Consider the following 22116-nt stretch of genomic DNA (forward strand, 5'->3'; position numbering starts at 1 on the left):
AACCGACAGCAGCAAAGGAAAGTATAATATATTTGACCGGGCTGACGGGATCGATTATGACTAAGGCAAATCAAGAGGGGGGCTCTTGAATGACCAAAAAGTGCAGGCGGATCCTGTGTTCGATCCGTCCGTCGCGTTCCCTTGCATAACAGGCAATGATGAAGTCGCGCGTCTTTGCGATGCGCCGACGATGTTGTTCGGCGGCCAATGACCGGCGCGATATCTGTTTGTCTTGTCAGGACGAAAGCGGGCGAGCGCCGTTTGCGATCCGCTTCGTCGACCGTTTACCCCAGCCTGTCCCGCCCGGTTCGTGCCGGGCGGGGCTTTTTTCGCGTGCCGCGAACGGCGCTCCCCCGCCGTGTATCGAAAATTCCCGCCGCTGTGACGGTTATTTCGCCTCGGACAGCAGTTTCTGGGCCTCGGCCCCGGCCCAGTCGAACCCGCCCGTCACCCGCCAGATCTCCTTGCCGTCTGCGCCATAGAGGATCGTGGTCGGCAGATTGGCCTGGTAATGGACGCTCAGCCCCAGCTTGGGGTCGAGATAGACGGGCAGCGCGTCGAGCTTCCGGCCCGCCAGGAACGGCTTCACCTTGGCGGCCTCGTCCTGCGCGACCGCGATCACCGCGACCTTGCCCTTCAGTCGTTCGGCCGTGGCGGCCAGCGTCGGCATCTCGGCGACGCACGGCCCGCACCAGGTCGCCCACAGGTTCATCAGCACCGGCTTGCCCCGGAAATCGGCCAGCGTCGTGGGCTTGCCGTCGAGCGTGGTGAAGCCCAGCGTCGGGGCGGCCTCTCCCTTGTGGCTGCGGTTCACGGCTCCGGCAGGCTTGGGCGCGTCGGGCGTCGAGGCGACTTCCCCGCCGGTCACTTCGCCGCTCGAAACTTCGCCCGTGGCGGTGTTGGCGGCTTGCTCCGGCGCGGGGCTTTGCTTATCGCACCCGGCGACCATCAGCCCCAGGAGACAGGCGATCACGGTACGCGACGACATGGGCGGCTCCAACGCAATGTGGGGCGGGCGCTTCGCAGAAGGTCCCGCCGCGGTGATGCGCGAGATAAACGCGTCCATCCCCTTCGACAAGCGACTGTGGAAACAGGACATCGCCGGATCGAAAGCGCATGTCGCCATGCTGGGCAAACAGGGCATCGTGTCGGCAGAGGACGCCGCGACGATTTCCGCCGGGCTGGACAAGGTTGCCGAGGATTATGCCGCGAACGGCGTGGCCGAGGACCTGACCCTCGAAGACATCCATATGCAGACCGAGGCGAAGCTGGCTGCGCTGATCGGCCCGGTCGCGGGGCGGCTGCACACCGCGCGGTCGCGCAACGACCAGGTGGCGACCGACTTCCGCCTGTGGGTGCGCGACGCGATCGACGAGACGCTGACGGCGCTGGGCGCGCTGCGCGAGGCGTTGCTGACCCGCGCCGAGGAACATGCCGACAGCGTGATGCCCGGCTTCACCCATCTGCAATCGGCGCAGCCGGTGACCTTGGGCCATCACCTGATGGCCTATCACGAGATGATCGTGCGCGACGCCAGCCGCTTCGCCGATGCGCGTGTGCGGATGAACCAGTGTCCGCTGGGCTCGGCGGCGTTGGCGGGGACCGGCTTTCCGGTCGACCGGCACATGACGGCGGCGGCGCTGGGCTTCGACGCGCCGACGCGCAACTCGCTCGATGCGGTCAGCGACCGCGACTTCGCGATCGACTATCTCCAGGCGGCGACCAACTGCTCGCTGCACCTGTCGCGGCTTGCGGAAGAATTCGTGCTCTGGGCGTCGCAGCCCTTCGGCTTCGTCGCGCTGTCCGACCAGTGGTCGACGGGCAGCTCGATCATGCCGCAGAAGCGCAACCCCGACGCGGCCGAGCTGGTGCGCGGCCATGCCGGGCGGATCATGGGCTGCATGACCAGCCTGATGGTCACGATGAAGGGCCTGCCGCTCGCCTATTCCAAGGACATGCAGGACGACAAGCCGCCGGTGTTCGAGGCGCACGACCTGCTGGCGCTGTCGATCGCGGCGATGACCGGCATGATCCAGAGCGCGACCTTCCGCACGGAACGGATGCGCGGCGTTGCGGAGGCGGGCTTCTCGACCGCGACCGACCTGGCCGACTGGCTGGTGCGCGTCGGCGGCATCCCCTTCCGCGAGGCGCATCACATCACCGGTCGCGCGGTGAAGCTGGCCGAGGAGAAGGGCGTGATGCTGCACCAGTTGGGAATCGACGAGCTGACCGGCATCGACGCGCGCATCGATGAGCGCATCTATGACGTGCTGTCGGTCGACGCCTCGGTCGCCAGCCGGGTCAGCTTCGGCGGCACCGCGCCCGCCAATGTCCGCGCCGCCATCGCGACCGCGCGGGGCCTTCCCGCATGAGGCGGGCGCTCGTCCTGCTGGTCGCGCTGGGCCTGAGTGCTTGCGGCGCGGCCAACCGGCTGCAACCGCCCAAGGGCGAGCAACTGCCCGTCGCGCCGCGCGGCGCCACCGTCCGCCCCACGGCGCAGCAATTGCTGACGCCGACCCCCCAACAACGCCCGCAACGCTCCGACGAACTGATGACCCAGTCGCAGGAACGGCGTTCGGACGAATTTGATTTGCCCCCCCGCTGATGGACCATTTTCATTTCCAAGACGGCGAACTCCATGTGGAGGACGTGGCCGTGTCCCGGATCGCCGCCGAAGTCGGCACGCCGGTCTATATCTATTCCGCCTCGACCTTCCGGCGGCATGCGCAGGTGTTCCGCGAGGGGCTCAAGGGCCTGCCGCGCGTCCACCTGGCCTATGCGATCAAGGCGAACCCCAATCTCGCCGTGCTGCGCGTGCTGGCCGATGAAGGCTATGGCGCGGACGTCGTCTCGGTCGGCGAGATGCGCCGCGCGCTGGCGGCGGGGATGAAGGCGGAGGACATCGTCTTCTCGGGCGTCGGCAAGACGAAGCGAGAGCTGGTCGCCGCGCTGGAGGCGGGGATCGGCCAGTTCAACCTGGAGCTGGAGGAAGAAGGCGCGGTCCTGGCCGAGCTGGCGCATGAGCGCGGGCTGGTCGCCCCCGCCACGCTGCGCGTGAACCCGGACGTGGATGCGGGCACCCACGCGAAGATCTCGACGGGGCGCAAGGAGAACAAGTTCGGCGTGCCGATCGACCAGGCGCTGGGCATGTTCGACCGGCTCGCGGGGCTGCCCGGCATCGACCTGAAGGGCGTCGCCTGCCACATCGGCAGCCAGCTGGGCGATCTCGCGCCGCTGGAGGCCGCCTATAAGCGCGTCGGCGAGCTGGTCGCCGAGCTGCGCGGTGCGGGGCACCGCATCAGCCGCGTCGATCTGGGTGGCGGTCTGGGCGTGCCGTACAAGCCCGGCGACGTGATGCCCGCCCCCGCCGCTTATGGCGAGATGGTGGCGCGCGTGACCAAGGACTGGGATGTCGAGCTGATGTTCGAACCCGGCCGGGTGATCGCGGGCAATGCGGGCGTGCTGGCGACCGAGGTCGTCTGGGTGAAGCCCGGCGTCGCCAACCCTTATGTCATCGTCGATGCGGCGATGAACGACCTGGCGCGCCCGGCGCTCTATGATGCCTGGCATGATTTCGTCGCGGTCCGGCCGACCGGCGAGACGATGATGGCGAATATCGCGGGGCCGGTCTGCGAGACAGGCGACACCTTCGCGATGAACCGCGAGATCGATGTGGTGAAGTCGGGCGACCTCGCCGTGTTCCGCACCGCGGGCGCTTATGGCGCGACCATGGCGTCGACCTATAACAGCCGCCCGCTGGTGCCCGAGGTGATGGTCGAGGGCGACCGCTTCGCCGTCGTCGCCGACCGCATCGCCGCCGAGACGATCATCGCCGCCGAGCGCGTGCCGGAGTGGCTGAAGAAGTGACGTCGCGACCTGCCGCCTTCCTCCCCTGGAAGGGGAGGTGGCAGGCCGTCAGGCCTGACGGAGGGGTGTCACCCCTCTCGATAGCGGGACACCCCTCCACCAGCTTCGCTGGTCCCCCTCCCCTTACAGGGGAGGAATGGTGAGGTGAGCCTCGCCAGCCTGCCGCTGTTCGTCCGGCTGGGCGGCCGTCCGGTGATCCTGCTGGGCGAGGGGGAACCCGCCGAGGCCAAGCGTCGCTTGCTCGACCGGGCGGGCGCGCTGGTCGTCGGTGAAGAGGCGCAGGCTGCGCTCGCGATCGTCGCGATCGAGGATGAGGACGAAGCGCAAGGCGCGATCGCGCGGCTGAAGGCGCGCGGCGTGCTGGTCAATGCGGTCGATCGCCCGGCGGCGTGCGACTTCACCCTGCCCGCCATCGTCGAGCGGGGGCCGGTCATCGTTGCGGTCGGAACCGGCGGCGTGTCGGCTGGACTGGCGGCGGCGCTGCGCCAGCGGCTGGAGGCGTTGCTGCCCGCCGGGCTGGGGGCGCTGGCCCAGGGACTCTACGCCGCGCGGGCGGGTCTGCGGGCGCGCTTTCCCGACGGGGCGGAGCGGCGGCGGGCGATCGGGGCGGCGCTGTCGCCGGGCGGGCCGCTCGACCCGCTCAAGGCGGAGGGCGATGTCGCCACCTGGCTGGCGGGGGCCGACCGGCCCGCGGCGCGGTTCGAGGCGTTCGTGCTGACCTCGACCGATCCCGACGACCTGACGCTGCGCCAGGCGCGCGCGCTCGCTGCGGCCGACCGGGTCTATCACCGCGCCGACGTGCCGGGCGCGATCCTCGACCGCGCGCGCGCCGATGCGGTGCGGATCGCCAGCGACGCCGCCCCCGCCGATCCGGGCGAGGGGCAGGTGGTCGATCTGGCGATGGCGACCCCGGCATGACCGGCTTTGCCTATCGCGTCGACCAAGGGCAGGCTACGACGATCCCGATCCGCGAGGCGGTCGCGACTCAGGCCCGGCTGGTCTGGGTGCATCTGGAGACCAACGACGCGGTCGCGCAGCGCTGGCTGAGCGATTCGGCGCATATCGGCGATTATGTCGTCGACGCGCTGACCGCGACCGAGACGCGCCCCCGGTGCGAGGCGGTGGGCGAGGGGGCGTTCGTCAATCTTCGCGGGCGGAGCAGCGAACCGCTCGACGGCTCCGACATGCTCGCCTCGGTGCGGATCTGGGCGGTGAAGGGCCGGGTCTATTCGGTGACGCGCCGTCCGCTGCTGGCGGTCGATCTGGTGCGGCAGGAGGTCGAGAAGGGCGCGATCGACGATCCCGGCGACCTGATCACCGCCTTCGCCACCGCGATCACCAACGATCTCGACCCCGATGTCGCGGGCCTGGGCGACGATCTGGACGATTGCGAGGAGCAGCTGGACGAACGCCGCGTCTTCCAGCTGCGCCGCACGGTCAGCCGGGTGCGCGTCGCCGCGATCGGCTATCGCCGCTTCCTCAACCCGCAGCGGGCGGCGCTGGAGAAGCTGGCGGCGCTGCCCGGCGACTGGCTGGCCGATGACGACCGGCTGCACCTGTCCGCCGCCGCCGACCGCGCGGCGCGCATGGCCGAGGAACTGGAGTCGATCCGCGAACGCTCGGCGCTGATCCACGAGACGCTGACCGACCTGCGCGCCGAACAGATCGACAATCGCGCGCTGGTCATCTCGATCGTGGCGATGGTGTTCCTGCCGCTGACCTTCATCACCGGGCTGTACGGGATGAACGTCAAGAACCTGCCCTATGCCGAGGAGCCCTGGGCGTTTGACGCGATCCTGGGCGCCTGCGCGCTGATCTCGGCGGGGATCGTGATCTACTTCGTGCAGAAGCACTGGTTCCGGCGTTAGGTCATACCGCTTTACGGTCCCAACGGCCGTTCAGCCTGAGCGAAGTCGAAGCGCATGTCCCGCGTTTTGCCAGGAATCCCCTGTCATCCCATGGCCTTCGACGTCGCGCAGGCTGAACGGAGGGAAGGGATCCGGGGAGAAGCGGGGGAAAGGGCCTCAGCTGTCCTTCTTGGGGTTGTTCATCTTGCGCACCGTCTCCCATGCCTCGGCAATGTCGGCGATGCTGGCCGCGACGTTGCGGAACACCTGGGCGTTCTGGCCCAGCGAGGCGTCGACGATCTGCTTGCGCGCGCCGCCATAGAGCTTGGCGAAGGTGATCGACATCTCGCCGCCATTCTCGAAATCGAGTCCCGCTTCCAGCGCGAACAGGATCGCGGTGGCGCGCGTCACCCGCTCGCTCTTGCGCGCCAGCTGGCCATGCTCGGTCGCCCAGGCGGCGGAGCGGAGCGCGGCGACCAGTTCCTCGTAGAGAAGCGTGACCAGCGCGGGGCCATCGGCCATGGCGGTGCGGCCGACCACATCGATCTGGCGATAGACGGCGGCAGGATCGGTCAGAAGGGCGGAGGCGTACGTCATCTCAATTGCCCTTCGTCCACATCTTCACCTGCTGGTCCATGAAACTCTGCACCGATTTATAGGCGGTGACCCGGCTGTTCATCTGCGCGAAGCGCGCGGTCAGCGCGTCGCTGGCCGTCTGGCGGGAGTCCGCCAGCTTGGTCTGCGCCAGGGCCGTATCCGATTTCTGCTGGGTCAGATTGTTATAGGAGGCGGTCAGGCCATAGATGCTGCTGGTCGACGACATCTGGATCGTGTTCATCTGGGCCGACAGGCCGATGACATTGTCGTCGCTCGCCCGGAACATCTTCTCGACCACGTCGGGATATTTGCTGAGCGCCTGCGACAGGCGGGTCTGGTCGACGGTCAGCGTGCCGTCCTTCTCGGTCTTCACGCCCAGATCGGCCAGGGTCAGCGGGGCGCCCGCCGCCGAATCGCCGGGCACCAGCTTGGTCGTGGTGATGGTCCGCAGGGTCTGGGCCAGCGAACGCGCGGCGGGGTCGGCGCGCAGCGAGCCGGTGATCGGATCGGTCGCCTTGGTGATCGCCTTCATATTGTCGTTGAAGGTCGACACGAAGTTGGACACGACATTGCTGAGCGCGGTGGTCGGCGACGAACCGGTCAGCGACACCGCCTTGCTGGTCACCGCCGACAGGGTCATGGTCACGCCCTGGACCAGATCGCTGACGGTATTCGATGCGCGTTCCACGGTGACGCCGTCCATCGTGATGCTGGCATTGGCCGCGGTCGACGAGGTGGAGGTGCCGCTCGCATTGTTGCCCACGTTCAGCCGCGACAGGCCGGCCGTGTCGCCTTCGCTCGCGGTGATGGTGAAGCTGTTGTCCTTGCCGGTCGCGCCCGAGAAGGACAGATAGGCGTTGCCCGACGAATCGGTGATGACGGCGGCTTTGACGCCGGTATTGGCGGCATTGATCTTGGCCGCGAGCGCCGCCGGGGTCGAATCGGCGCTGCTGATGGTGACCGAAATCGCATCCTTCGACCCGACCTTGATCGACAGGCTCCCCGTGCCCAGCGAGGCGGTCGAGGAATAGGAGGATTTGGTCGAGGAGACCTGCGCGGTCGCGAGCGCGTTGATGGTGATCGACTTGGACATGCCCGCCAGCTTGGCGCCCGCCGAGGTGGTGACGGACAGGCTGTTGGGGTCCGAACTGACCGCCTGCGTCGCGAGCGTCCCCCCCTTTGCCAGCGAGGCGAGGGCGGAGGCGAAATCGGTGATGCTGCTCTTGATCGAGGACACGTCCGAAATCTTCGATGTCAGCGTGTCCGACTGGGTCTTCAGCGCGGCCGTCTTCGCGGCGAACTGGGCCTCGATCAGCGCGGGGACGACCGACGACAGGTCGATGCCCGATCCCGTCTGCAGCGAGTTGAACAGCGCCTGGGCGGCCGTCTTGGTGGTGCTGGCGGTCGTACTGGTCGACGACGCGGTCACGGAAACATCAGTCATCGGCAATCCTTCGGCACGCGCCCGACATCCTTAACGACCGCCTGCGTCCGAACTTTAGGCGGATGCGGCGAATGGAGCGCGGCGATCACGGCCCTGCCCCTCATGGCTGGGCCACGCCGTTTTCGTCGAAGCGGGCGCCCTCCGGCACTTCGACCGGCGGCTGGGCGGTGCCGCCCGCGCCCGCATTGAGCCCGAAGACGAAGGCCAGGACGACCGCGATCGCCTGATACAGGTCGGCGCGCACTTCCTGCCCCTCGCGGCTGGTATAATAGACCGCGCGGGCGAGCTGCGGATATTCCAGCACCGGCGTATCGAGCTCGGCGGCAAGCTCGCGGATCGCCAGCGCGGTGGCGCCGCGACCCTTGGCGACGACGACCGGCACCTCGTCTTGGCCCCGCTCGTAGCGCAGCGCGACCGCGAAATGGGTCGGGTTGGTCAGGATGACATGCGCCTCCTGCACCGCCGCGCGCACCGCCCGGCGCGACATCTCGCGCTGCTTGCCGCGGATATGCGCCTTGGCCTCGGGGTTGCCCTCGCTTTCCTTATGCTCGTCCTTCACTTCCTGCTTGGTCATCTTGAGCTTGGACATCAGCTGGAAGATCTGGATCGGCACGTCGAAGCCCGCGATCAGGACCAGCCCCATGCCCATCACCAGCAGGATGGTGGTGAAGGTGCCGCCGAGCGAGCCGATCGCGCTGTTCAGGTCGGACTGGGCCAGCCCCATGGTGGTGCGCGACGAGCGCCACAACAGGACGCCGCCGATCGCGCCGAGCAGGACGACCTTGAGCAGCGACTTGCCCAGCTCGGTCCAGCCCTGCATCCCGAAGATGCGCTTCAGCCCCGAGGCAGGGTTGAGCTTGGACGGCTTGGGCGTCAGCGCCTTGGCGTTGAAATGGAGCGAGCCCAGCCCCGCCTGCGACGCGATGGTCGCGACGATGGTCACCGCGAACAGCGAGGCGAGCGAGGGCAGCAGCTTCCACCCCGCCTCCATCAGCGGGCGGAACGGCTCGAAATCCTCGACATCGGCATGGGTGAACTGGAAACTGGTCGCCATCACCGCCTTGCACGCGCCGAGCAAGGTGGGCCCCGCGAACATCAGCCAGGCGATACCCGCCATCATCACCAGGGCGGCCGCCAGGTCGCGGCTGCGCAGCACCTGCCCGTCGTCGCGCGCTTTGTCGCGACGCTTTTGGGTTGGGGCTTCTGTTTTCTCGCCGCCCTCCGACATCAGCCGATCACCAATGTTTCGGTGGCGGCCAGCGCCTCGCGGATGATGACGAGCATGTAATCGCCCATGGCGGGGAAGGCGACGGCGATGGCGATGACGCCGACGCCAAGCGCGGCGGGAAGGCCCACCGAGAAGAGGTTGAGCGCAGGCGCGGCGCGGCTCATCATGCCGACCACCAGGTTCAGGCAGAGCAGCAGGAACCCGACCGGCAACGCCAGCAGCAGTCCGGCGAGGAACGCATAGCCGCCGAACAGCGCGATCGCCTTGAACTGCGTCGGGGCCATCCAGGCCTGGCCGGGGGGCAGCGCCTCATAGCTTTTCACGATCGTCTCGACGAGCACCAGATGCCCGTCGACCGACAGGAACAACAGGGTCAGCATGACGGTGAAGAACTGGCCCAGCGCCTGGGTCGAGCGGCCGTTGAGCGGATCGATGGTCGCGGCGAAGTTGATCCCCATCGACCCGCCGATCAGCTCGCTGGCGACCAGCGGCGCGGTGAAGGCGACCTGGAGGATCAGGCCGAGCGCCAGCCCCACGATCGCCTCGGCCGCGACCGACAGGATGGTAGGGACCGAGAAGATGACCGGCGGCGGCACCACCGGATGGACCGAATGGACGAGGAAGGCGATCGCCCCGGCCAGGCTGATCCGGACGGGCAGGGGGATCGACACCGCGCCGAACACGGGCGCGGTGACGAACGCCGCCCCGATGCGGATCATCAGGAACAGGATCGCCCAGGCCTGCGGCTCGATCGAGAGGCCGAAGCCCAGCATGTTACTTTACCCGGACCTTCACTTAACCAAGTCCGGGATGCGCTCGAACATGCTGACTGTGAAATCGCTCAGCAGCCCGACGATCAGGCTGCCGAAGATCAGGATCGAGACGGCGACGACGATCAGCTTGGGGACGAAGGACAGCGTCTGCTCGTTGATCGAGGTCGCGGCCTGGATCATGCCGATCACCAGACCGGAGACGAGCACGGGCAGCAGGATCGGCGCGGCGGCGAGCGCCAGCACCCACATGGTCTGGTTGGCCAGCGTCAGGAAATATTGGGCGTCCATGATGCGGTCTTTGTCCCGTGTGGGTCAGGGTTTCCCATGGCCTTCGACTTCGCTCAGGCTGGACGGGGTTATGGGCCGAAAATGGTTAACGAAGGCCTTCCCTCCCGGTCGCCGTTCAGATCGGCGTTCCTCCAATTCCTCCCCTGCAAGGGGAGGTGGCAGGCCGAAGGCCTGACGGAGGGGTGTCGCGACGGGAGAGGTAGGTCGAAACCCGCGGCCGGGGACACCCCTCCACCATGCTTCGCATGGTCCCCCTCCCCTTACAGGGGAGGAATGGGGGCCGTCTGACCGTTGATCCCTCAAGTCGCGAAACTGTTCGCCAGACTGCCCATGGTCAGCGCCCATCCGTCGACCAGCACGAACAGCAGCAGCTTGAACGGCAGGGATATGATCGAGGGCGACAGCATCATCATGCCCAGCGCCATCAGCACGGTGGCGACCACCAGATCGATGACGATGAAGGGCAGGAAAATGAGAAAGCCGATCTGGAACGCGGTCTTCAACTCCGAGGTGACGAAGGCGGGCAGCAGCACGGCATAGGGAATGTCGTTGGGGCTGGCATAGGGGCCCGACTTGGCCATTTCGGCGAACATCGTGACGTCCTTCACCCGCGTCTGCTTGGCCATGAAGGCGTGGAGCGGCGCGCCGGCGGTCTTGATCATCTCGGTGCCGGGCAGGCGACCCTCGGCATAGGGCTGGATCGCGTTCGCGTTGATCTGGCTGATGGTCGGCGCCATGATGAACAGCGACAGGAACACCGACAGGCCGATCAGCACCTGGTTGGGCGGGGTCTGTTGCAGGCCCAGCGCCTGGCGCAGGATGGCGAGCACGATGACGATCCGGGTGAAACTGGTCATCATCAGGATGATGCCCGGCAGGATCGTCAGCAGGCCCATGATGATGAGGACCTGGAGCGACAGGCTCAGCGAGCCCGAACCGCCATCGGCGCCGCCGCCCAGCTGGCCCAGCGCGCGGTCGACCGCGTCGCCGACACCCGGTGCGGGGGCGGCGGCCGGGGCTGCGCCGGGTGCCGCCTGGGCGAAGGCGGGCATGGCGATGACCAGCGCCAGCAGCAGCGCGAGCAGGATCCACAGCGGCTTCAGGCTGCGGCGCGGCGCGTCCTGGCTATGGGCGCGGATCAGCGCGGGGCCGGTGCCGCGACGGGTGACGGAAATGCTCATTGGTCGAACGATGTCGGCTTGGGGGCGAAGCGCGAGACGAAGTCGCCGCGGCGCGGGGGCGTGGGCGGCACGGGCGCGGGGGTGATCGGGGCCTGGCCCTTGCCCTCCACCTTGTCGACCAGCTGGACGCCGCCGCGCCCGACCGAGACGAGCAGGTTGCGCCCCTCGAACTCGATGACCGCCAGCCGCAGGCCGGGCGAGATCATCATCGTCTCGCGGACATGGATCAGCCGCGTCGCGGGACGGCCCGGCATCCGGCTCTCCAGCCGCCGCCACAGATACAGGCACCCGATCATCAGGCCGCAGATCAGCGGCAGTAGGACGGCGAGCTTCAGGATGTAGGACCAGAGCATGGCGGGGGTCAGCCGCGCTTGTCGGGGTTGACCAGCTCGGTCATACGCACGCCGAAACGGTCGCCGACCGTCACCACCTCGCCACGCCCGATCAGCGTGCCGTTGACCAGCACGTCGAGCAGTTCGTTGGCCTGGCGGTCCAGCTCGATCACGCTCGATTCGGACAGCGCCAGCAGCTCGCGGAGCGACAGCTGGGTCGAGCCGATCTCGACGGTCAGCTTGACATCGACATCCTGGAGCAGCCGGAAATTGGCGGCGACCGACGTGTCGACGGGGAATCCCCCGGCCATATCGTTCATTCTACGGGTCCTTCGTGGAAATTCTGCGCCAGACCTTCGGCCGAGCGGGCAAGCGAGGTGAGCTGGACGGCGGCGCGACCATTGGCGGTGCCGACCGTGCCCATGCCGAGCAGGTCGCCGCCGACCATCACCGGCACTTCGGGGCCGAAGCTGATCGGGATCACGTCGCCGATCTTCAGCTCCATCAGGCGGCTGAGCGAGACGACGGGTTCGGCCAGCACCGAGCGGACCGGGAAACGCACCGTCATCACCGCGCGGGTCAGGTCGCCGCGCCAGGTCGGATCGGCCTCGGCCTGCTTGTCCACGACCTTGCCGGTCAGCGCCGAGCCGTGCGGCTTCAGGGCGGCGACCGGATAGAGGATGTCGAGCATGGTCGGGCGGCGGTTATGCCCCGCAATGCCGAAGCGGGTGACGATCATCGCATCCTCGCCCTCCAGGCCCGGCAGCATCGCGGGCGAGGATTCGGGCGGGCCCGCGGTGAACTCGATCCGGGCGAGCGATTCCCAGGCGCGGCGCAGCGGCTCGGCCATCATGCCGCCCAGGCGGCGGATCATCGCGTCGGCGGCGGGCGAGAACTCGCCGGGCAGCGTGTCGGGCGCGGTGCCGTTCCCGCCGAACAGCAGGTCGATCAGCGACAGGCTGAACCCGCCCTCCAGCACGCACAGCGCATGGGCATTGTCCTGGATCGCGGGGCCGCCGACCGACACCATCGCCATCGGCAACCACGCGCTCAGGCCGTCGCCGCGCTCGGCCCGATAGTCGGAAAAACGCTGGACGACCAAAGGCTCGGCCCAGCAGCGCAGCTCTTCGCGAAGAAGCGATTCGAACAGCCCCCGCAGCGACCGCGCGAGGCGCGCGGACAGATGCTGCATCGTGTGCAGGTCGCCGAACGGATTGAGCTTCGTCGTCCCCAGCACGCCGTGATCGGCGCTTTGGGGACGAAGACGCTCGCGTTCGTCGGCCTGGGCGGGGGCGTTAACCATGCCTCACTGAACAACGAAATTGGTAAAGTAGACGTTAGCGATACCTCCGAATCCCTCCTTTTGCCGAAGAATCTCGTTGATCGCGTCGACCAGCTTGCGCTGCAGCTGGCGCTTGCCCTCGCTGCTGAACACCTGTTCCTCATTGGCATCGCCCAGCGCCATCAGGATCGCCGAGCGGACCGCCAGGTCGTTGGTCTTCAGATTGTTGATGACCGTGTCGTCATAGGGGGTCGACACTGCCAGCCCGACCTGGATGACATGCACCGAGTCGCGCAGGTTCGAGGTGAAGTCCTTGGGCATCTCGTAATAGTTGGACGCATAGCGTTCGCCGCCGTCGCCGACCGGGGTCGCCATGCCGACATGCTCCTTGGCCTCGCCGCCTTCGCCGCCCTCGCCGCCGCCATGGCCGCCGCCCTCGCCGCCTTCGCCCTCTCCGCCTTCACCCGCGCGCTTCTGCTCGGACTTGGGCACCAGCTTGGGGCCGGGGTGGTTGGCCTCGGCCTCGGCCTCGCCATGGTCCTCTTCCTTGGCATGGCCGCCGCCGATCAGGCCCGAATTGGCGGCATAGAGCCCCGCGCCGACGCCCCCGCCCAGCAGGACGAGCACGCCGACCACCATCACGATGATCTTGCCCAGCTTGCCCTTCTTCTTGGGTGCCTTCTCTTCGGTTTCCTTGGCGTCGCTCATGTCTCAATCCTCAGGCGATTCGGGTGGTGGCGTCGGCGGGGGCATCCCCGGCGTCGCTGGAGGCCGTCCCCCCGGCAAGCGCCGGGCGGGTGGGCAGAACGGGTTCGGGCTGGCGCTGCGGCTGGCGCTCGCCGCCGCCGCCCGACTGGCCCAGATCGACCGCCGTCTGGCCCAGCCGCATCCCCTTTTCCTCGGCAAGCCGGGCGAGCGTCGGCTGCGCATCGGCGAGCATCGTCGCGGTCTGCGCCTGGTCGGCGGTGAAGTGGATATGCGTCGCGCCGTCCTCATGGCGCAGCGCGACCGCGATGCCGCCCAGCGCGTCGGGGGACAGCTGGATTCGGGTGTCGGCGGTGGCGGCGTCCTCGCGCATCCGCTCGATCCGGTCGATCATGCCCTGCGGCCAGTGGCCTTGCGTCATGTCGAGCGGAGCCTGCTCCGCGCCCGTCATCGCCGCGACCGGCGCGGCGGTCAGCGAATCGGCGCGGGCCAGCGTCGCGGGGTCGATGGCGCCCAGCCCCGTATCCTTGCGGCGACCGGACCGCTCCTCGGGTTCGTCCTGTGCCGCGCGCATGGCACCGGCGAACAGCTGGATGGCGGGCGCGGTCTGGCCCGTCTGCAGAATCTGGGCGGAAGCTTCGGCGGTCGGCGGCGCGGCGAGCGGCACCGCCTGCGCCGTGGCGGCAAAGCGCGCCGGCACGTCCGAGCGGAGCGCCGGGCCCTGCTCCCGAGTGGCTTGGGTCACGGTCGAATCGGTCGACATGGCCGCCAACGCCGCTTCCCCCGTCGAGCGGAGGTTGGACCCCGTACCGGAGGGCAGGGGGGCGGTGGTCTGTGCCGGTATGTCCGCAGCGACCGGCAGGGCTTCGGACGGGAAGCGGGGCGCCTTCGCCAAGCCTGTCGTGCCGCTCGATGCGACCGCATCGGCGGGGGCCGCGCCGCCGCCGGTGGAGGCGGCCACGGGCATCGCCTGTTCCGGCGAAACCGGCATGGTGGCGAGCAGCGTCGTGATCGGGGCGGCCGAGGCGCGTACCGCATCGGTCGGCGCCGCCACGGTCGTCTCCTCGACCGGAAGGATCGGGAGCGGCGGTACCGCCATCGGCAAGAGGGTGGCGTCGCTCGGCAAGGGCTTGCCGTCCTTGTCCGTCTCGCTGCCGCTCGCGGCGGTATCGCCGCCTGTCTTGCCCTTGCCCTGTTTCGCGGCCTCGCCCGTCTCCGCCGTGGCGTCCCCGCCCCTGCCGGGCACCAGCGCGAACAGCATCGCGAAGGCGGAGCTCATCGCATTGCCCGCGCCCGCCGTCAGCGACGAGCGGACGGCGGAGGGACCGGAAGCGGGGACGGAGGCGAGGGGCGACATCATGACAGACATGTCAGCAAGGTTCGTGCCGATTGCGCCGGTTGCCGCCGCTGGACGGCATGTCCTCCAGCGCGCGCATCTCGGCGCGGATCGCGGCGAGGCGCGCGCGGTCGAGCAGCTTCTCGACGGCGGTCTGGTCGCGCTTGGCGGCCTTGGTCTGTTCGCCCGCATGGGCGGCGCGCTGTTCGGCGACCTGGATGCGCATGGTCGCGGCATCGGCCGATTCGAGCAGCCGGTTGCGGAAATGCGCATTGGCCATCAGCGACCCCGCCGAGGCGCTGGCGGTCGGGGCGGGGGAAACCGCCTCGATCAACTGGCCGATACGCTGGGAGAGTTGCTGTTCGGTGGCGACGCGCTCCTGCGCGCGCGCTTCCTCCGCCATCGTCAGGTTGAGTTGCAGCGTGCGGACCCGGTGGAGCCGGTTCAGCATCGTCTGTTGCCGGGATGCCATTTATGTCCCCCTTTACCGGGCTCAGCCGAGCGGCTGGCCGAAAATGCCCACCAGTTCCTCGACCGCATGGTCGAGCGGCACGACCTCGTCGGCGTCCTGCCGGATATATTCCATCACCGCCGGATGGCAGGCGATGGCGGCGTCGATCGCGGGATCGGCGCCGGCGCGATAGGCGCCCATCAGGACGAGATCGCGGTTTTCCTCATAGGTCGCCAGATGACGACGCAGCGTCCGCGCGGCCTGGGCATGGGGCTTGCCGACGATGTCGGTCATGACGCGGCTGACCGAGGGGCCGATGTCGATCGCGGGATAGACGCCGCGCTCGGCGAGATGGCGGTTGAGCACGATATGCCCGTCCAGGATCGAGCGCGCCGAGTCGACCACCGGGTCGTTGCCGTCGTCGCCGTCCGCCAGCACGGTGTAGATGGCGGTGATCGATCCCGGCCCGTGCGCGTCGGCGCCCGCCCGCTCGATCAGATTGGGCAGCATCGCGATGGCCGAGGGCGGATAGCCGCGCGCCGAGGCGGGTTCGCCCAGCGCCAGCCCGATCTCGCGACCGGCATGCGCGACGCGGGTCAGCGAATCCATGATGAGGAGGACCTTCTTGCCCTCGGCGCGGAAGGCCTCGGCAATGGCGGTCGCCCGCAATGCGCCGCGAATACGCAGCACCGGCGAATGGTTGGCGGGCACCGCGACCACCACCGAACGCGCGCGGGCTTCACCGGCGACCTTGGTTTCCAGAAAGTCGGCGACCTCGCGGCTGCGCTCGCCGATCAGGCCGATGACGATGACGTCGGCGCGCGCGGCGCGGACCATCATGCCCAACAGCACCGACTTGCCGACGCCCGAGCCCGCCATGATGCCGACGCGCTGGCCCTGGCCGATGGTCAGCAGGCCGTTGATCGCGCGCACGCCGACATCCATCGGCTCCAGCACGCGGCCCCGGTCGAGCGGCGACTGCATCTTGCCCGCCAGCGGCCAGCGGCCCGCGCCGCGAATGGGGCCCAGGCCGTCGATCGGCTTGCCCGACCCGTCGACCACGCGGCCGAGCATCGCCGCGCCCACTTCCGCTTCGCCCGGAGGGCCGAGCGGGCGCACCGGCGCGCGCGGGAGCAGGGGGGCGGGGCCGCCGAGATTCATCATCAGCGTGCGGCCGTTGCGGAAGCCGATCACCTCGGCCTCGACACACGATCCGCCCTTTTCGCCGATCGCGCAGACCGTACCGACCGGCAGCGAGAGGCCGACCGCCTCCATCAGCAACCCGTCATAGGAGGCCAGCCGCCCCGCCACCACGGGACGCGGCGCGAAGTCGGCCTGGGCCAGCGTATCGAGATAATCGGCGGTGAAACGGTTCAGCATTGGGGAACGGGCACCTTGTCGATCGCGGCGGAAAGCTGGTCGAGCCACAGCGAGGGGCCGTCCTCGACGATGGTGGACGCGCTTTCGAGGACGAAGCCGCCGCGCTCCACGGCGGGGTCGCCGACCGGGAAGACGGTCTGGGGCAGGCGGCCTTCGAGCAGCGCGACATCGTCCGGATGGACGCGCAGCATCGCGGCCTCCTGCGTATCGGCCAGCAGGTCGATCGCGGCCTCGATCCGGCCGGTCAGCCGGTCGGCATCGACGCCGATCTCGCCCACCAGCTTGCCGACCAGGGCGAGGACGGTCTGGCGCAGCTGTTCGGCCATCATCGACCGGTCGACGCGCGAGGACAGCGCCTGCGCGATCGCATCGACCATCTGGCCGTCGCGCGCCTCGGCCTCGGCCCGCGCCTGGAACTGCGCGGCGGCGGCGGCCAGCCCGGCGGCATAGCCCTCGGCATGACCGGCATCGTGCGCGGCGGTGATCGGATCGATTGCAGGGGCCGCCGCGTCCTCGCACGCCGCGAACGGGTCCCAGCCCTCGGTCGGGTCCTGGTCGCGATTGGCGGGGTGGAAGTGACGCGGTTGCCCGTCGGCCTGCCGGGGCGCACCGCCGGTCTGGCCCGCGCCCGTGCCCGCCGGCCCCTGCGGCCGGAAGGAGATCGGCCCCGAACCCAGGTCGATGCCCAGTCCCGCCATGTTGGACGGCGCGAAGCCGCCCGGCGGGGCGAAGGCCTGGTGCAGCGCGGCCGCGGCGGCATTCTGGCGTGCGGAGAAACCCGCGACGAAATCAGACATAGTCGTCCTCGCCTCCGCCCATCATGATCGTGCCTTCCTTGGCGAGATTGCGCGCGACGGTGATCATCGCCTTCTGCGCCTCGAGCACCTCGGACAGCTTCATCGGCCCGCGCGACTCGATCTCGTCGCGGATACCCGCCGCCGCACGCGCCGACATGCAGCCCAGGAAGCGTTCGCGGGCGGCCTCTTCCGCGCCCTTGAGCGCGCGGGTGAGGATTTCGCCGTCGACGTTGCGGATGAGCGTGCCCAGATTCTTGTCGTCCATGTCGAGCAGGTTCTCGAAGATGAACAACGCCTCCTCGATCTGCTTGGCGACGTCGCGGTCGATCTTGAACAGCTTGGGCATGACCCGCTGCTCGGTCGCCTTGCGCGCGCTCGACAGGATCTTGGCCGCCTCGCGCGAGCCGCCCAGCGCCAGGCCCTGGCCGCCGCCGCTGCCCTCGCTCCAGCGCTTGAGGATTTCGTTCAGCGTGTCGATCGCCTGCGGCGTCACCGGGCCCAGCCGCGCGACGCGGTGGAGGATGTCGGGCTGCATCGCCTCGGGAAGCAGTTCCAGCACCTTGCCCGCGACGGCGGGATCGCAATTGGCGATCAGGACCGCGCCGATCTGGGGATGTTCCTTCTCGACGATCTTGGCGATGTCGACGGGATCGAGCCAGCCGAGCATCTCGATCTCGCACTGCGCCTCGGTGGGCACGATGCGCGACAGCACGCTGCCGGCGCGTTCGGGTCCGAGCGCGCGGTTCATCAGATTCTCGACGATCGGCTTGGGCTGGAACGCGATCGAGGCGCGGGCGCGGGCACAGCCGACGAAATCGTCCAGGACGAAGCCGACATCCTGCTCGCTAACATCGGCGATCGAATACATCGCCTTGCCCAGTTCGCGGACCTCGTCGGGCTCCAGCTTCTGGAGGATCGCGGCGGCTTCTTCCTCGCCCACCAGCATCATCAGGACTGCGGCGCGCTCGACACCCGAATAGACGCGCCCTTCTTCGGCAGAGGCCATTATTGCTGCGCCTCCGAACGGATCATGTCGCGGACGGCCAGCGCGGCGCGCGCCGGGTTGTCACGGGTGAAGCCGCGCACCTTGGTGATGCGCTCGTTGAAATTGTTCGTGTCCTCGATCTCGTCGAGCGTCACGGCGGGCGGCTGCGTGCCGATCATGCCGGGCAGGGGCTGGCCGTCCGCGCCGACCCACACCGGCTGGCCGTTGGGACCGATCCGCACGGGTTCGCCGTTGGGGCCGATCACCGGCTGGCCATCGGCGCCCATCAGCACTTCGCCGACACCCTCGCCCGCGCCCGCGCCGTCGGCGGCGCCCATGGGCAGCGCCTTGGCCGCCTCGGCCTCGGCCTTCTTGCGGGTCATCGCCTTGACCAGCGGACGCACGCCCAGCAGCAGGACCAGCAGCGCAATGACCAGCGCGGTGGCGTTGCGGGCGACGATCGGCAGCCAGCTATTGTCGTACCAGGCGCGCTTGTCGTCCAGGCTGGCGTTGGCGAACTTGCGGCTGATGACGGTGACATTGTCGTTGCGCTGCTGGTCGAAGCCGACCGCCGACTTCACCAGGTCGGAGATCTGGCTGATCTCCATCTGGCTGCGCTTGCCGGTGGCGGGGTCGCGCAGCAGGACCGCGACGGTCAGCCGCTTGATCGAACCCGGCGTGGCCCGCGTCACCGAAACCTCCTTGTTGAGGTCATAGGCGCGCTGGAAGGCGTCGGACTGCTTTTCCGGATTGAGGCCCGGACCACCGGCGACCGGCTTGCCATCGGCGGGCGGGTTGCCGCTCGCGCCGTTCGCGGGCTGGGGCTGTTGCAGCGTGCTGGCGGGCGGCGGCGTGTTGGACAGCGCGCCGGGGATGCCGCCGGGGGTGGTCGGGTCCTTCTGGTTGCCGGTCCAGTTGCCGGTTTCGGCCCGCAGCGCGCCGTCCTTGTCGTAACGCTCGCTCGTGGCGCTGGTCTCGTCGAGATTGACGTCGGCCTGCACCTCGGCGGTGAAATTGCCCGCGCCGACGAGCGGGGTCAGCAGCTGGATCAGCTGGGTACGGTATTTCTCTTCCATGCGGCGCTGGAAATCGATCCGGCGATCGTCGCCGGTCGCGCCGTCGGCGCCCTTCTTGGACAGGAGGCCGCCCATCTGGTCGACCACGGTCACATCCTCGGGCTTCATGCCCGGCACCGACGAGGCGACGAGATTGACGATCGACTGGACCTGCGATTCCGACAGCGAGCGCCCGGCATTGAGCTTGAGCACCACCGAGGCCGAGGGCGAGGACTTGTCGCGGATGAAGGGCGAGGCGTCCGGCGTGGCGAGGTGCACGCGCGCCTCGGCCACCGCATCGATCTCCTGGATCGAGCGGGCCAGTTCGCTCTCGCGCGCCTGGCGAAGCCGTTCGCCCTCGACCGCGCGGCTGACGCCCATCGGCAACTGGTCGAGGATCGCATAGCCGCCGGGGGCCTGCTTCGGCAGCCCCTGGCCCGCCAGCAGCATCCGCGCCCGGGAATAATCCTCTTCATTGACGGTCAGCGCGCCGGTGCCGTCGTTGATCCTGCTCTTGATGTTCGCCGCCGACAGCGCGGTCGTCACCGCCTGCTTGTCCGCGTCCGACAGATTCTCGAACAGCGTCTTCTGCGTCGGGCTGGACAGCGCCATCCAGGCGAGCGCGGCGGCCGCGATCAGCCCGATCAGCAGCGCCATCGGCGCGGAGCGGCGGACGGCGGGCTGCGCCATCACCGACTTGATCTGGCGAAGCGGGTTGGCGAATTTTTCCGGCAGCGGCGGCAGGGCCGGTGCGGGATTGGTCGATGCGGGGGTGAGGGCAGTGCTCATCTTACACCGGCATGCTCATGATGTCCTTGTAGGCGGACAGGAGTTTGTTGCGGACCTGCAGCGTCGCCTCGAACCCGACCGACGCCTGCTGGCGGGCCATCATCACCTTGGCGATGTCGACGGTTTCGCCGCGTTCATAGGATTCGGACAGGCGGGCGGCCTGTTGCTGGCCCTCGTTCACGCCCTTCAGCGCGGACTCCAGCGTGTCGGCGAAGGTCGCCGGCGCGGCCGGGGCTTGAGTCTGGGCGGCCTGTGCCGCCTGGTTGGCACCGGCCTGGCTTGCCGCCTTGAGCGCCTGATTGCGTTCCAGGATCTGGGCACGAAGCGCCATCACCCGGTCGACGCTCATCGCGCCGCCGACACCGCCGACGCTCATGCCATCATGGCCCGGCTAGACGGGCGGATGATCTCCTCGCCCTGCTCGCGCGCCTTGGCCAAGCGATAGCGCAGCGTGCGCTCGGAAATGCCCAGGCGCTTGGCGGTTTCCAAACGATTGCCGCCACAGGCCGCCAGCATCTCGCGGATCGCGGCGAATTCGCTCATCTGTACGACCTTGCCCAGCGTGGCTTCCGCGGTCGTCACGGTCAGCGGCGTGTCATCGGTGTCGTTTGCGACCATCGGGCGGTCGAACACGATATGCTCGGCCTCGATCGTCGCACCGCCCGCGAAGAGCAGTGCGCGCTGGATCACATTCTCCAGTTCGCGGACATTGCCGGGCCAGTTGTGCATCGCCAGCTTCTCGATCGCGGCGGTGCTGGGCCAGGGCATCACGGTGCGGCCCGCGGCGTGGCGCAGGATCATCGTCGCGGCGAGCGCGGGAATGTCCATGCGACGCTCGCCCAGCGCCTTGGTGGTCAGCGGGAAGACCGACAGGCGGTAGTAGAGGTCGGCGCGGAACCGGCCCGCCGCCACTTCGGCCTGGAGGTCGCGATTGGCGCAGGCGATGACGCGGACATCGACCGACTGCGGCATCGACGCGCCGAGCGGGATCACCTCGCGCTCCTGCAGCACGCGGAGCAGCTTGGCCTGGAGCTGGAGCGGCATCTCGGCGATCTCGTCGAGGAGCAGCGTGCCGCCGTCCGCCGCGCGGAAGAAGCCTTCGCCCGCCTGCGCCGCGCCGGTGAACGCGCCCTTCTGGTGGCCGAAGAGCAGTGCTTCCAGCATCGACTCGGGCAGGGCGGCGCAGTTGATCGCGACGAAGGGCTTGGCCGCGCGGGCCGACTGGGCGTGGATGGCGCGGGCCACCACTTCCTTGCCGGTGCCGGTCGGGCCGTTGATGAGGACGGTGATGTCCGACTGGGCGACGCGCTCGGCCAGGGTGAACAGCGCCAGGCTCTCCGGATCGGCGGCGGTCGGCACGGTCGGCCCGGCGACCAGTGCGCGCACGAAGCTGTTGCCCACGCCCGCCTCGGCCGCCGAATAGGTCACGGTGGCGGGGCGGCCGGCGCTTGCCGGGACGATGGCGGGGACCGGGCCGTCGATGACGACGACCGAGCGTGCCGAATGCTCGACCGGGTCGCCCTCGGCCAACAGGAACATGTCCCCGGCCTGGGGAACGGCACCCGACTCGGCGATCGCCAGGCCCTGGGCACGCAGCGCGGAAATCAGCGCGTATTTCTGCTTAACCAGCGCAGCGGAGGGGAAAATCGACGACATCGGGCTTGAGTCCTTTCGTGACTCTCCAATGCCCCTTCTTTGGTAAAACCGTGGTTAATGCGGCAACGCGAACGGCAAGTTTTTTCCGGGCGCGACGCGCGCCCGTATGTGTGCTCGCGACGC

24 protein-coding genes are annotated in these 22116 nt (G+C 68.8%); 5 read left to right on the forward strand and 19 right to left on the reverse strand.

The annotated features are described in order from the left end of the window. Nucleotides 1-388: 388 nt before the first annotated feature. On the reverse strand, nucleotides 389-988 hold the full coding sequence (locus ACFX59_RS13870; RefSeq protein WP_387432866.1) for a TlpA family protein disulfide reductase: 600 nt from the start codon (nucleotides 986-988) through the stop codon (nucleotides 389-391). 16 nt (nucleotides 989-1004) lie between these two features. Here ACFX59_RS13870 and argH point away from each other — a divergent pair, with 16 nt between their 5' ends. The 5 genes from argH to ACFX59_RS13895 all read left to right on the forward strand — a co-directional run bounded on the left by argH (nucleotide 1005) and on the right by ACFX59_RS13895 (nucleotide 5735). Beyond that, complete coding sequence (gene argH / locus ACFX59_RS13875; RefSeq protein WP_387432940.1) at nucleotides 1005-2372, forward strand: argininosuccinate lyase; 1368 nt, start codon at nucleotides 1005-1007, stop codon at nucleotides 2370-2372. Next, nucleotides 2369-2605, forward strand: coding sequence for a hypothetical protein (locus ACFX59_RS13880; protein WP_307102074.1), 237 nt, complete (start codon nucleotides 2369-2371; stop codon nucleotides 2603-2605). Before argH ends, ACFX59_RS13880 begins: the two co-directional genes overlap by 4 nt. Beyond that, nucleotides 2605-3867 carry a diaminopimelate decarboxylase gene (gene lysA, locus ACFX59_RS13885; protein ID WP_387432867.1) on the forward strand — a complete coding sequence of 421 codons (1263 nt, stop codon included), beginning with the start codon at nucleotides 2605-2607 and terminating at the stop codon, nucleotides 3865-3867. Before ACFX59_RS13880 ends, lysA begins: the two co-directional genes overlap by 1 nt. Nucleotides 3868-4011: 144 nt before the next feature. Continuing rightward, complete coding sequence (locus ACFX59_RS13890; protein WP_387432869.1) at nucleotides 4012-4785, forward strand: bifunctional precorrin-2 dehydrogenase/sirohydrochlorin ferrochelatase; 774 nt, start codon at nucleotides 4012-4014, stop codon at nucleotides 4783-4785. Next, complete coding sequence (locus ACFX59_RS13895; protein WP_387432871.1) at nucleotides 4782-5735, forward strand: zinc transporter ZntB; 954 nt, start codon at nucleotides 4782-4784, stop codon at nucleotides 5733-5735. Before ACFX59_RS13890 ends, ACFX59_RS13895 begins: the two co-directional genes overlap by 4 nt. 156 nt (nucleotides 5736-5891) lie before the next feature. Here the strand turns inward: ACFX59_RS13895 and ACFX59_RS13900 are convergent, their stop codons facing one another. From ACFX59_RS13900 to ACFX59_RS13985, 18 genes are all read right to left on the reverse strand, one after another. After that, the gene (locus tag ACFX59_RS13900; RefSeq protein WP_307102081.1) at nucleotides 5892-6311 is read right to left on the reverse strand and encodes a flagellar protein FliS; all 420 of its coding nucleotides are present in this window, start codon (nucleotides 6309-6311) and stop codon (nucleotides 5892-5894) included. Nucleotide 6312: 1 nt separating this feature from the next. Then, nucleotides 6313-7755 (reverse strand): flagellar filament capping protein FliD, encoded by a 1443-nt coding sequence (gene fliD, locus ACFX59_RS13905; RefSeq protein ID WP_387432873.1) that lies wholly within the window; start codon nucleotides 7753-7755, stop codon nucleotides 6313-6315. A 100-nt stretch (nucleotides 7756-7855) separates the two neighbouring features. Then, entirely contained in the window at nucleotides 7856-8983 is a 1128-nt protein-coding gene (gene flhB, locus ACFX59_RS13910; RefSeq protein ID WP_387432875.1) for a flagellar biosynthesis protein FlhB, read from the reverse strand. Next, on the reverse strand, nucleotides 8983-9756 hold the full coding sequence (gene fliR / locus ACFX59_RS13915; protein ID WP_387432877.1) for a flagellar biosynthetic protein FliR: 774 nt from the start codon (nucleotides 9754-9756) through the stop codon (nucleotides 8983-8985). The genes flhB and fliR overlap by 1 nt, the downstream gene beginning before the upstream one ends. Nucleotides 9757-9774: 18 nt before the next feature. Continuing rightward, complete coding sequence (gene fliQ / locus ACFX59_RS13920) at nucleotides 9775-10044, reverse strand: flagellar biosynthesis protein FliQ (protein ID WP_307102089.1); 270 nt, start codon at nucleotides 10042-10044, stop codon at nucleotides 9775-9777. Nucleotides 10045-10343: 299 nt separating this feature from the next. Then, nucleotides 10344-11225 (reverse strand): flagellar type III secretion system pore protein FliP, encoded by an 882-nt coding sequence (gene fliP, locus ACFX59_RS13925; RefSeq protein WP_387432879.1) that lies wholly within the window; start codon nucleotides 11223-11225, stop codon nucleotides 10344-10346. After that, entirely contained in the window at nucleotides 11222-11578 is a 357-nt protein-coding gene (locus ACFX59_RS13930) for a flagellar biosynthetic protein FliO (protein WP_387432881.1), read from the reverse strand. The genes fliP and ACFX59_RS13930 overlap by 4 nt, the downstream gene beginning before the upstream one ends. An 8-nt stretch (nucleotides 11579-11586) precedes the next feature. Further along, the gene (gene fliN / locus ACFX59_RS13935; protein ID WP_007406148.1) at nucleotides 11587-11877 is read right to left on the reverse strand and encodes a flagellar motor switch protein FliN; all 291 of its coding nucleotides are present in this window, start codon (nucleotides 11875-11877) and stop codon (nucleotides 11587-11589) included. Next, nucleotides 11874-12860 carry a flagellar motor switch protein FliM gene (locus ACFX59_RS13940; RefSeq protein ID WP_309691554.1) on the reverse strand — a complete coding sequence of 329 codons (987 nt, stop codon included), beginning with the start codon at nucleotides 12858-12860 and terminating at the stop codon, nucleotides 11874-11876. The genes fliN and ACFX59_RS13940 overlap by 4 nt, the downstream gene beginning before the upstream one ends. A 3-nt stretch (nucleotides 12861-12863) precedes the next feature. Continuing rightward, on the reverse strand, nucleotides 12864-13547 hold the full coding sequence (fliL, locus tag ACFX59_RS13945) for a flagellar basal body-associated FliL family protein (protein WP_309691556.1): 684 nt from the start codon (nucleotides 13545-13547) through the stop codon (nucleotides 12864-12866). A gap of 10 nt (nucleotides 13548-13557) precedes the next feature. Beyond that, nucleotides 13558-14913 (reverse strand): flagellar hook-length control protein FliK, encoded by a 1356-nt coding sequence (locus tag ACFX59_RS13950; RefSeq protein WP_387432884.1) that lies wholly within the window; start codon nucleotides 14911-14913, stop codon nucleotides 13558-13560. A 1-nt stretch (nucleotide 14914) separates the two neighbouring features. After that, a complete protein-coding gene (locus ACFX59_RS13955; protein WP_307102103.1) occupies nucleotides 14915-15352 on the reverse strand; it encodes a hypothetical protein in 438 nt (145 codons plus the stop codon). Nucleotides 15353-15373: 21 nt separating this feature from the next. After that, nucleotides 15374-16711 carry a FliI/YscN family ATPase gene (locus ACFX59_RS13960; protein ID WP_387432887.1) on the reverse strand — a complete coding sequence of 446 codons (1338 nt, stop codon included), beginning with the start codon at nucleotides 16709-16711 and terminating at the stop codon, nucleotides 15374-15376. Next, nucleotides 16705-17508 (reverse strand): FliH/SctL family protein, encoded by an 804-nt coding sequence (locus ACFX59_RS13965; RefSeq protein WP_387432890.1) that lies wholly within the window; start codon nucleotides 17506-17508, stop codon nucleotides 16705-16707. The genes ACFX59_RS13960 and ACFX59_RS13965 overlap by 7 nt, the downstream gene beginning before the upstream one ends. After that, nucleotides 17501-18514: a flagellar motor switch protein FliG gene (fliG, locus tag ACFX59_RS13970; protein ID WP_309691563.1), complete on the reverse strand. Its 1014-nt coding sequence runs from the start codon at nucleotides 18512-18514 to the stop codon at nucleotides 17501-17503. Before fliG ends, ACFX59_RS13965 begins: the two co-directional genes overlap by 8 nt. Continuing rightward, the gene (gene fliF, locus ACFX59_RS13975) at nucleotides 18514-20337 is read right to left on the reverse strand and encodes a flagellar basal-body MS-ring/collar protein FliF (RefSeq protein WP_387432893.1); all 1824 of its coding nucleotides are present in this window, start codon (nucleotides 20335-20337) and stop codon (nucleotides 18514-18516) included. The genes fliG and fliF overlap by 1 nt, the downstream gene beginning before the upstream one ends. Before the next feature lies 1 nt (nucleotide 20338). Then, a complete protein-coding gene (gene fliE / locus ACFX59_RS13980) occupies nucleotides 20339-20713 on the reverse strand; it encodes a flagellar hook-basal body complex protein FliE (RefSeq protein ID WP_307102113.1) in 375 nt (124 codons plus the stop codon). Continuing rightward, the gene (locus tag ACFX59_RS13985; protein ID WP_387432897.1) at nucleotides 20710-21993 is read right to left on the reverse strand and encodes a sigma-54 interaction domain-containing protein; all 1284 of its coding nucleotides are present in this window, start codon (nucleotides 21991-21993) and stop codon (nucleotides 20710-20712) included. The genes fliE and ACFX59_RS13985 overlap by 4 nt, the downstream gene beginning before the upstream one ends. Between the last annotated feature and the right edge of the window lie 123 nt (nucleotides 21994-22116).

It is taken from the genome of Sphingomonas sp. NCPPB 2930, from assembly GCF_042867205.1.
Lineage (GTDB): Bacteria > Pseudomonadota > Alphaproteobacteria > Sphingomonadales > Sphingomonadaceae > Sphingomonas.

Coding starts and splice junctions, on each gene's coding strand:
- ACFX59_RS13870 (WP_387432866.1), bottom strand. CDS start 988: ATGTCGTCGCGTACCGTGATCGCCTGTCTCCTGGGGCTGATGGTCGCC.
- argH (WP_387432940.1), top strand. CDS start 1,005: ATGTGGGGCGGGCGCTTCGCAGAAGGTCCCGCCGCGGTGATGCGCGAG.
- ACFX59_RS13880 (WP_307102074.1), top strand. CDS start 2,369: ATGAGGCGGGCGCTCGTCCTGCTGGTCGCGCTGGGCCTGAGTGCTTGC.
- lysA (WP_387432867.1), top strand. CDS start 2,605: ATGGACCATTTTCATTTCCAAGACGGCGAACTCCATGTGGAGGACGTG.
- ACFX59_RS13895 (WP_387432871.1), top strand. CDS start 4,782: ATGACCGGCTTTGCCTATCGCGTCGACCAAGGGCAGGCTACGACGATC.
- ACFX59_RS13900 (WP_307102081.1), bottom strand. CDS start 6,311: ATGACGTACGCCTCCGCCCTTCTGACCGATCCTGCCGCCGTCTATCGC.
- fliD (WP_387432873.1), bottom strand. CDS start 7,755: ATGACTGATGTTTCCGTGACCGCGTCGTCGACCAGTACGACCGCCAGC.
- flhB (WP_387432875.1), bottom strand. CDS start 8,983: ATGTCGGAGGGCGGCGAGAAAACAGAAGCCCCAACCCAAAAGCGTCGC.
- fliR (WP_387432877.1), bottom strand. CDS start 9,756: ATGCTGGGCTTCGGCCTCTCGATCGAGCCGCAGGCCTGGGCGATCCTG.
- fliQ (WP_307102089.1), bottom strand. CDS start 10,044: ATGGACGCCCAATATTTCCTGACGCTGGCCAACCAGACCATGTGGGTG.
- fliP (WP_387432879.1), bottom strand. CDS start 11,225: ATGAGCATTTCCGTCACCCGTCGCGGCACCGGCCCCGCGCTGATCCGC.
- ACFX59_RS13930 (WP_387432881.1), bottom strand. CDS start 11,578: ATGCTCTGGTCCTACATCCTGAAGCTCGCCGTCCTACTGCCGCTGATC.
- fliN (WP_007406148.1), bottom strand. CDS start 11,877: ATGAACGATATGGCCGGGGGATTCCCCGTCGACACGTCGGTCGCCGCC.
- ACFX59_RS13940 (WP_309691554.1), bottom strand. CDS start 12,860: ATGGTTAACGCCCCCGCCCAGGCCGACGAACGCGAGCGTCTTCGTCCC.
- fliL (WP_309691556.1), bottom strand. CDS start 13,547: ATGAGCGACGCCAAGGAAACCGAAGAGAAGGCACCCAAGAAGAAGGGC.
- ACFX59_RS13950 (WP_387432884.1), bottom strand. CDS start 14,913: ATGTCTGTCATGATGTCGCCCCTCGCCTCCGTCCCCGCTTCCGGTCCC.
- ACFX59_RS13955 (WP_307102103.1), bottom strand. CDS start 15,352: ATGGCATCCCGGCAACAGACGATGCTGAACCGGCTCCACCGGGTCCGC.
- ACFX59_RS13960 (WP_387432887.1), bottom strand. CDS start 16,711: ATGCTGAACCGTTTCACCGCCGATTATCTCGATACGCTGGCCCAGGCC.
- ACFX59_RS13965 (WP_387432890.1), bottom strand. CDS start 17,508: ATGTCTGATTTCGTCGCGGGTTTCTCCGCACGCCAGAATGCCGCCGCG.
- fliG (WP_309691563.1), bottom strand. CDS start 18,514: ATGGCCTCTGCCGAAGAAGGGCGCGTCTATTCGGGTGTCGAGCGCGCC.
- fliF (WP_387432893.1), bottom strand. CDS start 20,337: ATGAGCACTGCCCTCACCCCCGCATCGACCAATCCCGCACCGGCCCTG.
- fliE (WP_307102113.1), bottom strand. CDS start 20,713: ATGAGCGTCGGCGGTGTCGGCGGCGCGATGAGCGTCGACCGGGTGATG.
- ACFX59_RS13985 (WP_387432897.1), bottom strand. CDS start 21,993: ATGTCGTCGATTTTCCCCTCCGCTGCGCTGGTTAAGCAGAAATACGCG.